Source organism: Kitasatospora sp. NPDC001660 (assembly GCF_053596725.1).
In genome coordinates this window covers 74,681-82,540 of sequence record NZ_JBSFGU010000033.1, presented here as the reverse complement: position 1 = coordinate 82,540, position 7,860 = coordinate 74,681, and the positions used below count along the sequence as shown (strand labels likewise).

General features: G+C 73.9%; 6 protein-coding genes and 2 pseudogenes. 4 read left to right on the top strand and 4 right to left on the bottom strand.

The features are described from left to right. A pseudogene (locus tag ACWCXH_RS28630) lies at positions 1-86 on the bottom strand (ABC transporter ATP-binding protein); the annotation flags it as partial. Positions 87-474: 388 nt separating this feature from the next. Between ACWCXH_RS28630 and ACWCXH_RS28625 the strand changes: the two are divergent. Beyond that, a complete protein-coding gene (locus tag ACWCXH_RS28625; RefSeq protein WP_449804360.1) occupies positions 475-3,705 on the top strand; it encodes a type 2 lanthipeptide synthetase LanM family protein in 3,231 nt (1,076 codons plus the stop codon). A gap of 2 nt (positions 3,706-3,707) precedes the next feature. Here ACWCXH_RS28625 and ACWCXH_RS28620 read toward each other — a convergent pair whose 3' ends face one another. After that, entirely contained in the window at positions 3,708-4,142 is a 435-nt protein-coding gene (locus tag ACWCXH_RS28620; protein ID WP_449804359.1) for a DUF6193 family natural product biosynthesis protein, read from the bottom strand. A 70-nt stretch (positions 4,143-4,212) separates the two neighbouring features. After that, positions 4,213-5,445 carry a serine hydrolase domain-containing protein gene (locus ACWCXH_RS28615; RefSeq protein WP_449804358.1) on the bottom strand — a complete coding sequence of 411 codons (1,233 nt, stop codon included), beginning with the start codon at positions 5,443-5,445 and terminating at the stop codon, positions 4,213-4,215. 221 nt (positions 5,446-5,666) lie between these two features. Here ACWCXH_RS28615 and ACWCXH_RS28610 point away from each other — a divergent pair, with 221 nt between their 5' ends. Both ACWCXH_RS28610 and ACWCXH_RS28605 read left to right on the top strand, forming a co-directional pair. After that, a complete protein-coding gene (locus tag ACWCXH_RS28610) occupies positions 5,667-6,380 on the top strand; it encodes a helix-turn-helix domain-containing protein (protein ID WP_449804357.1) in 714 nt (237 codons plus the stop codon). 14 nt (positions 6,381-6,394) lie between these two features. After that, on the top strand, positions 6,395-6,841 hold the full coding sequence (locus ACWCXH_RS28605; protein WP_449804356.1) for a DUF5990 family protein: 447 nt from the start codon (positions 6,395-6,397) through the stop codon (positions 6,839-6,841). Here ACWCXH_RS28605 and ACWCXH_RS28600 read toward each other — a convergent pair. Next, a pseudogene (locus ACWCXH_RS28600) lies at positions 6,819-6,983 on the bottom strand (tRNA (adenosine(37)-N6)-threonylcarbamoyltransferase complex transferase subunit TsaD); the annotation flags it as partial. The gene ACWCXH_RS28605 and the pseudogene ACWCXH_RS28600 sit on opposite strands and share 23 nt — an antisense overlap. 195 nt (positions 6,984-7,178) lie before the next feature. On the opposite strand from ACWCXH_RS28600, the gene ACWCXH_RS28595 reads away from it, so the two are divergent. Further along, positions 7,179-7,781 carry a superoxide dismutase gene (locus ACWCXH_RS28595; protein ID WP_449804355.1) on the top strand — a complete coding sequence of 201 codons (603 nt, stop codon included), beginning with the start codon at positions 7,179-7,181 and terminating at the stop codon, positions 7,779-7,781. The last annotated feature ends 79 nt before the right edge of the window (positions 7,782-7,860 follow it).

Genomic DNA, 7,860 nt, shown 5'->3' with positions numbered 1-7,860 from the left:
AGGACGGCCGCACCCCGCTCGTGGTCCAGGGCGCTGGTGGGTTCGTCGATTAGGAGCACCTTGGGGTCGTTCATCAACGCCCGTGCGCCTCCGGAGCCGGCGGATCCCGGAGCCCGTGGCTTCCGGGGTCGTGGCCGGCGCGGATCGCGGCCGCACCGCCGGGATCCGCGCCGGGCCACCGCCGCCGGTCGGTGGTTCGATCGTGGCCGGAACACGGCACCGGGCACCCCACGGCCCTGGTGTTCCACCGGCCCCGCGAGGTGGACGGTGCGGCTGCAGGGCAACTCGACACCCCCGACAGCGCGTCGAGTTGCCGACGCACGTGCAGCCGGGGCCGGCCCGCCGGGAGGCGCCCCGACCCCACGCCGGGGCGCCACCCGCCCTGATCGGCCGCCGAAGCCGGCCGGGCATACGGCGTAGCGAGACAGCGTAGAGATGCAACGAGAGAAACAGCGAGAGAGGCGGCCCCGCCCCGTGGTTGACGCGACCGAACTCCTGCGGGCCGCCGCCCGCGCCGTCCCGCTGAGCGCCCGCGGTCCGGTGCCCGGCGCCGCGCGGTCGGAGGCCGGACCCGCCGAGGGCGTCGAGGGGGCCGAACGCGCCGAGCGAGCCGAACGCGCCGAGCGAGCCGAACGCGCCGGGCGGAAGCTGGTGCGCTGGCGGGCCCAGGCGCCGTTCGACCGGGACGGCTGGTTCGAGCGCCGCCTCGCCGCCGACGGCCTCGACCCGGACGCCCTGCACGCCCTGCTCGCCGAGCACCCGGACACCCTCGCGGACCGCGTCGGACCCCTCCCGTGGGCCGAGCGCCTCGCCGCCGCCTTCGCGGCACCCGCCACCTTCGACGTCCCCGAGGACCACGCCTTCGCCCGGCTCGTCGCGCCCCTGCTGGCGGAGGCCCGCGACCGCCTGTGCGCCGGCATCGCCGAGCTGGACCTCCCCGCCCTCGGCGCCCCCGAGGAGCTGACCGCCCTCGCCCTCCCGGCGCTCACCGCCGCCGTCCACGGCATGATCGTCCGCACCGTCATCACCGAGCTCCATGTCGCCCGCCTCACCGGCGAGTTGACCGGCGACACCCCGAAGGAGCGCTACCGCGGGTTCCTCGACCGGCTCACCCGGCCCGAGCGCGCACTGCAGCTGCTCGCCGAATACCCCGTCCTGGCACACCGGTTGACGACGACGGCCGAGCAGTGGACCACCACCGGCCTCACCCTGTTCCGCCGCCTCGCCGCCGACCTGCCCGCCATCTCCGCCACCTTCGCCGACGGCCGCCCGCTCGGCCGCCTCACCGAACTCGCCACCGGCCTCGGCGACCCGCACCGCGGCGGCGCCAGCGTGAGCTCCCTGCGCTTCGAGCACGGCACCCGGATCGTCTACAAGCCCCGCCCGCTCGGCGCCGAGACCCACTTCCAGCAGGTCCTGCGGTGGCTCAACCCCCGGCTCCGGCTGCCCCTGCACGACCTCACCCACCTGGCCCGCCACGGCTACGGCTGGGTCGCCCACCTCACCGCCGAACCGGTCGGCGACGACGCCGAGTTGAGCGCCTTCTACCACCGCGCCGGCACGCTCGCCGCCCTCATGTACGTCCTCGACGCCGTCGACTGCCACGCGCAGAACCTGCTCGCCGTCCGCGACCAGCCCGTGCTCATCGACCTGGAGGCCCTGCTCCACCCCGACCTGCACGAGCCCGCCAAGGACCTCTCCGAGTCCGAGCGCCTCGCCCGCCACCGCGCCCGCCACTCGGTGCTGCGCTCCGGCCTGCTGCCCGAACGCATGTGGGACGAGGGCAACGGCGGCACCGACCTCTCCGCCCTCGGCTGGGACCCGGCCAGCCTCCCGCCCCGCGCCGCGCCCGTCCTCGTCAACCAGGGGACGGACGACCTACGGCTCGAATACCGACGGGTGGCCGTCGAAGCCCCCGGCAGCCGTCCCGTCCCGGCCGGCCGCCCGCTGCGACTGGCCGACCACCTCGACGAGTTGGAGGCCGGCTTCACCGAGGCCTACCGGATCCTCGCCGCGCACAAGGAGCGACTCCGCGAGCTGATCCGCGCGTTCGCGGGCGACGAGACCCGCATGCTGCGCCGCGACACCTTCGAGTACCGCAGCCTCCTCAACACCGCCTGCCACCCCGACCTCCTCCGCGACGCCCTCGACCAGGACCGCCACCTCGACCGGCTTTGGGCCCTCGCCGCCTGGGAGGAGCACGCGCTCGCCTTCGTCGACCACGAGCGCGAGGACCTGTGGCGCGGCGACGTGCCCGTGTTCACCATCCGCCCCGACGGCGTCGACGCCCGCTCCTCGACCGGCGCGGTGATCCCGGGCGTCGCGGACCGGCCCGCGCTCGACCTCGCCCTCGCGAAGGCGGACGGGCTTGACGAGGAGGACCTGGAGCGCCAACTCCAGCTCCTGCGGCTGTCCGTGACGACGGCCGACGGCGCCCGCGAGCCGTGCCGGGCCGCGACGGCCGTGCTCCGCGCCGCGCCGGACGAGACGGGCGACGACATCGCCGCCCGCGCCCTCGCCAAGGCCGTCGAGGCCGGCGAACAACTGCTCCGCGAGGCCTACCGGGGCAGCGCCGACCTCGCCTGGGTCGGTCCCAACTGGACTCCGCCCGGCCGCTGGGCACCCGCCGAGCTCGGCCCCGACCTCTACAGCGGCACGGCCGGCATCACCCTCTTCCTCCACCAGCTCGCCACTGCCACCGGGGACCGTTCCCATCGCGAGGCAGCCCGAGCCGCCGAACGGACGCTCCGCCGCCAGGTCCGCCGCCGCGCCGACCGCCTCGGCGGCGGCCTCGCCGGTACCGGCGGCGTGCTGTACGCCCTCGCGCACCTCGCCGCCGACCACCCCGACGACGAACTCGACGCTTTGGCCGGGCAGATGATCGGCCGCGTCGCGGCCACCGCCGCCGAGGACGTCCAACACGACCTCCTGGCGGGCAACGCCGGCACCATCGGCGGTCTCCTGGCCTGGGACTCCGTCCGTCCAGGCCCGGCCGTGACCGCCGCCCTCGCCGCCTGTGCCGCACGCCTCGTCGAGACCGCCACCCCGCACCCCGAATCGGGGCGGGCCGAGGGCGGCGTCGGCTGGCTCCCCGCCTCCCTCGCGGGCGTGGCCGCCGGCCCGTTGGCGGGCTTCGCCCACGGCGGGTCCGGCATCGCGTGGGCGCTGGCGAAGGCGGGCCACCGCCTGGGTGACTCCCGTCTGCCCGAACTCGCCCTCGCCGCACTGGACTACGAGCGCACCCTGTTCGACCCGGCCGCCGCCAACTGGCGCGACGTCCGCGAGGACGGCACCCCCGACGCCCCGTCCTTCCCGGTCCTCTGGTGCCACGGCGCCTCCGGTATCGCCCTCGCCCGGGTGGAGCTCACCGAACTCCTGCCGGATGGAGGCGAGTTGCTCGCCAAGGAGCGTGACACCGCCCTCGACACCGTGCTCCGCGAGGGCTTCGGCCTCAACGCGTCCCTGTGCCACGGCGACCTCGGCAACGTGGAATCCCTCCAGCTGGCCGGCCGCCCCTGGTATCCCGCAGCCCGCGCCGCCCTGGACGCCCTCGACACCCGCGGGTGGACCTGCGGCCTGCCGCACGGCGTCCACAGCCCGTCCCTGATGGTCGGCCTGGCCGGCATCGGCCATGGCCTCCTCCGGTTGGCCGCGCCCGACCAAGTCCCGTCCCTGCTGGCCCTCCACCCGCCGACGGCCTGCTGACCCTACTGCGCGAGCTCGTGGGCGTGGGCGACCACCGGACCGAGGTCGGGCGGCAGATGGGTGGCCGCCAGGGCGAGGGCCTCGGCCGGGCCGTCAGCGTGACCGATCACCTCGCCACGCCGCCGGAGGCGGTAACGGCCCTCGGGGAGCGGTTCGATGCTCGGCGCCGCCGACACGTACGGCTGCTCGGTGCAGCGGCTGAAGTGCAGGATGAAGTGGCTGGTGCACGGGTGGAGCCGCCCCAGCCGCGGGTGTGCCCGGGCGGCTCGCAGCAGGGGGACGACACCTGCGGCGCTGCCGGTGGTCCGGCCGTGGAGCATCCACTGCCAGGCCAGGATCTTCGCCTGCCACGTCACCTCGACCACCGCCGCCGGCCCGCGCTCCTGGGCGGCGGCGATGTCGGGCAGTTCCGGTCTCGGGGGGCGGGGTCCGCTCATGCCGCCCAGTGTGCCGCGGCCGCCCCCGCCCCCGCCCCCGCCCCCGCCCCCGGTCCGCGTCCCGCCCGGATCACGCGCCCGAGCCGCCGGGGCAGAACTCCGCCTCCAGCTCGTCGGTGAACACGCCGATCGGCCAACTGCCGCCCTTCCAGCTCCCGTTCGTCCAGTCGCCGTTGACGTCGGTGGAGAGCAGGTGGCGGCCGTCCCGGCTGCCGTAGGTGTAGCTCCACGAGCCGTTGATGGCGCCGCCCATGCCCCACACCGTGGTGCAGGACAGCTTGATGGAGCTCACGCCCAGGCCGTACGTCGTGTTCTCGATCCACGCCTTCGGCGGCGTCGGGATCATCGTGAACATCTCCTGCTGCTGGGCGGCCGGCAGCAGTCGGCCGCCCAGCAGCGCGGCGAAGTAGGTGTCGAGGTCGCCGACGGTGGAGATCATGTCGCCGGAGGCCCAGCCCCAGGACGGGCTCAGCTCGGTCACGTCGTGGACGGGGGCGTCCGGGTGGGGGTCGCCCAGGCGCGTGTACCCGTGCCCGTGCGGCCCGTGGATGGTGACGTCGGCCGGGTCCGGCGTGTAGGTGCTCTTGAGCCCGAGCGGGGCGGTGATCCGCTGCTCGATCTGCTCGGCGAGCGTGGTGCCGGTGGCGCGTTCGACGATCATCCCGGCGAGCACGTAGTTGGTGTCCGAGTACGTCCAGCCGGTGCCGGGGGCGAAGTCGGGCTCGTGGCGCATGGCGATCCCGACGAGCTGCGCGGGGGTGTAACCGTCGAAACGGTGCTGGAGGAAGGCGGGGCCGCCCGCGTCGCGCCGGACGTCGTCGTCCATCACGTAGTTGAAGACGCCACTGGTGTGGTTGAGCAGCTGCCGCACGGTGATCCGGTCGGGCTGGTAGCCGGGCCCGTCGACGACGCCGGGCAGCCAGTGCTCCACGCTGTCGTCGAGGCTCAGCCGGCCCTCGGCGGCGAGCTTGAGGACGACGGTGGCGACGAAGGTCTTGGTGGTGCTGCCGATCCGGAACCGGTCCTGCGGGTGGCGCGCCCGACCGGTGGTGGTGTCGGCGACGCCCGCGTTGCCGAACCAGCGGTGGTGGCCGTCCCGGACCTCGGCGACCGCGCCGGGCAGGCCGCCGTCGGTCACGGCCCGGTCCAGCACCTTCTGCACTCCGTCGCGCCCGCCCTTCGCGGCCGGCTCGGCGAGGGCCGGCGCGGCGAGGGCCGGCGCGGCGGCGGTGGCCGAGAGCACGGCCCCGGCGAGCAGGACGCCCACGGTGGTGCGGGTGGTGGTCTTCACGGTGCTCTTCATGGCCTGTTCCCCCTGGCGGTGGTTTCGGTTGCGAGGAAGAAACTACGGTGTTCTTTCAATATGAATCAACATCAACTCCTATTTACAGATGAATCCTTGCAGCTCATGGCGGCGATATCCTTGCAACGACCCTGCCGGTGATTGCAAGAGTGCTCGGTCTCATTGCAACAGGCCCGGCGCCCCGCGCATACTGGTCGCGCCACCCGAGGAGACGAGGACGGATGCCCGGAGCCAGACTGACCCAGCAGGACCGCCGCCGGATCGCCACCGGCCTGGCCGAAGGGCTCGGCTACGGTGAGATCGCCCGCGACCTCGGCCGCCCGACGTCCACCGTGACCCGCGAGATCGCCCGCAACGGCGGCCCCTCCGGCTACCGCGCCGACCGCGCCCACCGGGCGACCGTCCAGCGCTCCCGCCGCACCCGCCCGGCCTCGCCGTCGGCCGTCGCCCGCTCGGCCGTCGTCGTCCGGCAGGCGGCCGGCCGTGACCCCGTCGCCGTGCGCGAATTCGCCGATCGGATGGCCGAGTTGCTGGTGCACGTCGGCATGCCCCGGATGGTGGCCCGGGTGCTCATCTGCCTCTACGTCACCGACGACGGCAGCCTCACCGCGGGCGAACTGGCCGAGCGCCTCCGGGTCAGCCCGGCCTCCGTCTCGAAGGCGACCGCCTATCTGGAGGGCCAGGCGCTGGTCCGCCGCGAGCGCGACGAGCACCGGCGCCGCACGCGGTACGTCATCGACGGTGACATCTGGTACCGCGCACTGCTGGCCAGCGCCGAACGGAACGCGATGCTCGCCGGGATCGCCCGCGAGGGCGCCGAACTGCTCGGCCCCGCCACCCCGGCCGGCGCCCGGATGGACGGCGCCGCGACGCTCCTGGACCGGATCGGCCAGGACATCGTGCACGCCGTCCGGCAGTGGCGGGAGGCGCCGTGACGGAGGGTGGACGCATGCTGCTGAGGATCGAGGCCACCGACCTGCCCGGCCGCGAGTGCGCCGCCGCCCCCGGCTTCCCGGGGTACGGCGACATCCACGTCGCCGTCCAACGCCGCGCCAAGCCGGGTGAGTTGCTGGACCCGCAGCCCGGCGACGCGCCGCGCGCGGAGTGGACGCTGGAGTGCGTGACGAAGCCGACGCCCGCCGGCGTGGACATCACCGGCCGGTACGTCCAGGGCGCCCCCGGCGGGCGCTTCATCTATCTCAGCTGGGTGAGCGGCACGGAGATGGCCCTCTTCCGCCGCGCGAAGATCCTCCTGGGCGCGATCGACGCCGACACCGCCGAAGCCGCCGTCCGCACCGGCCTGTTGGTGGCCCGCCTGGGCCTGACGGACGCCAAGGGCCATCCACTGTGCGCCGCCGTCCGCCCGCCGCTCGTCACCTGGACGGCAGGGGACTGAGTGCCGCGTACTCCAGCGGTGCCGAGGGCTCCACGGAGAGGTCCGCCGGCGCTGGCGCGGCGCCCGCGCGGACCAGCAGATCGCCGATGGCCGCGCCCATCGCGCCGTTGTCCGTGCGGAGCCGCAGCGGCGGCACGCGCAGGGTGAACCACCACCAGCGTGCCGATCCCGAGGATCGCCGTCACAGCCTCTCACCTATCTCACCCATGACATGCCGTCGCGACCATGGTGCCAGACGAGTTGTCGGGAATAAGCAGGAGCCCATTGGTCGCTCTTGCAAGTGATGCGCAATAGTGTTGTCCCGGCACGATCACCAACTTCGTGAAAGAGGGACCCGTTGGGCACCTACTCGCTTCCCGACCTGCCGTACGACTACTCCGCGCTGGAGCGGGCGATGTCGGCCGAGATCCTGGAGCTGCACCACTCCAAGCACCACGCCGCCTACGTGAAGGGCGCGAACGACACCCTGGAGCAGCTGGCCGAGGCGCGCGACAAGGAGCAGTTCGGCGGCCTGGTCGGCCTGCAGAAGACGTTCGCCTTCCACCTGTCCGGCCACGTCCTGCACTCGCTGTTCTGGCAGAACCTCTCCCCGGAGGGCGGCGACCGCCCCGAGGGCGAGCTGGCCGACGCGATCACCGAGCACTTCGGCAGCTTCGAGGCCTTCAAGAAGCAGCTGACGAACGCCACGACGGGCGTTCAGGGCTCCGGCTGGGGCATCCTCTCGTGGGAGCCGCTGAGCAGGCGCCTGATCGTCGAGCAGGTCTACGACCATCATGGCAACGTGGGCCAGGGCACCACTCCGCTGCTGGCCTTCGACGCGTGGGAACACGCCTACTACCTGCAGTACCGCAACGTCCGGCCGGACTACGTGACCCGCCTGTGGGACGTCGTCAACTGGCAGGACGTCTCGACCCGGTTCGCCGCCGTGAAGTCGGCCTGACAGGGCTCGAATGAACGGCTCCGGACTGGGTGACCAGTCCGGAGCCGTCGCCTTGCACTTTTGCTGCCACATGCAGACG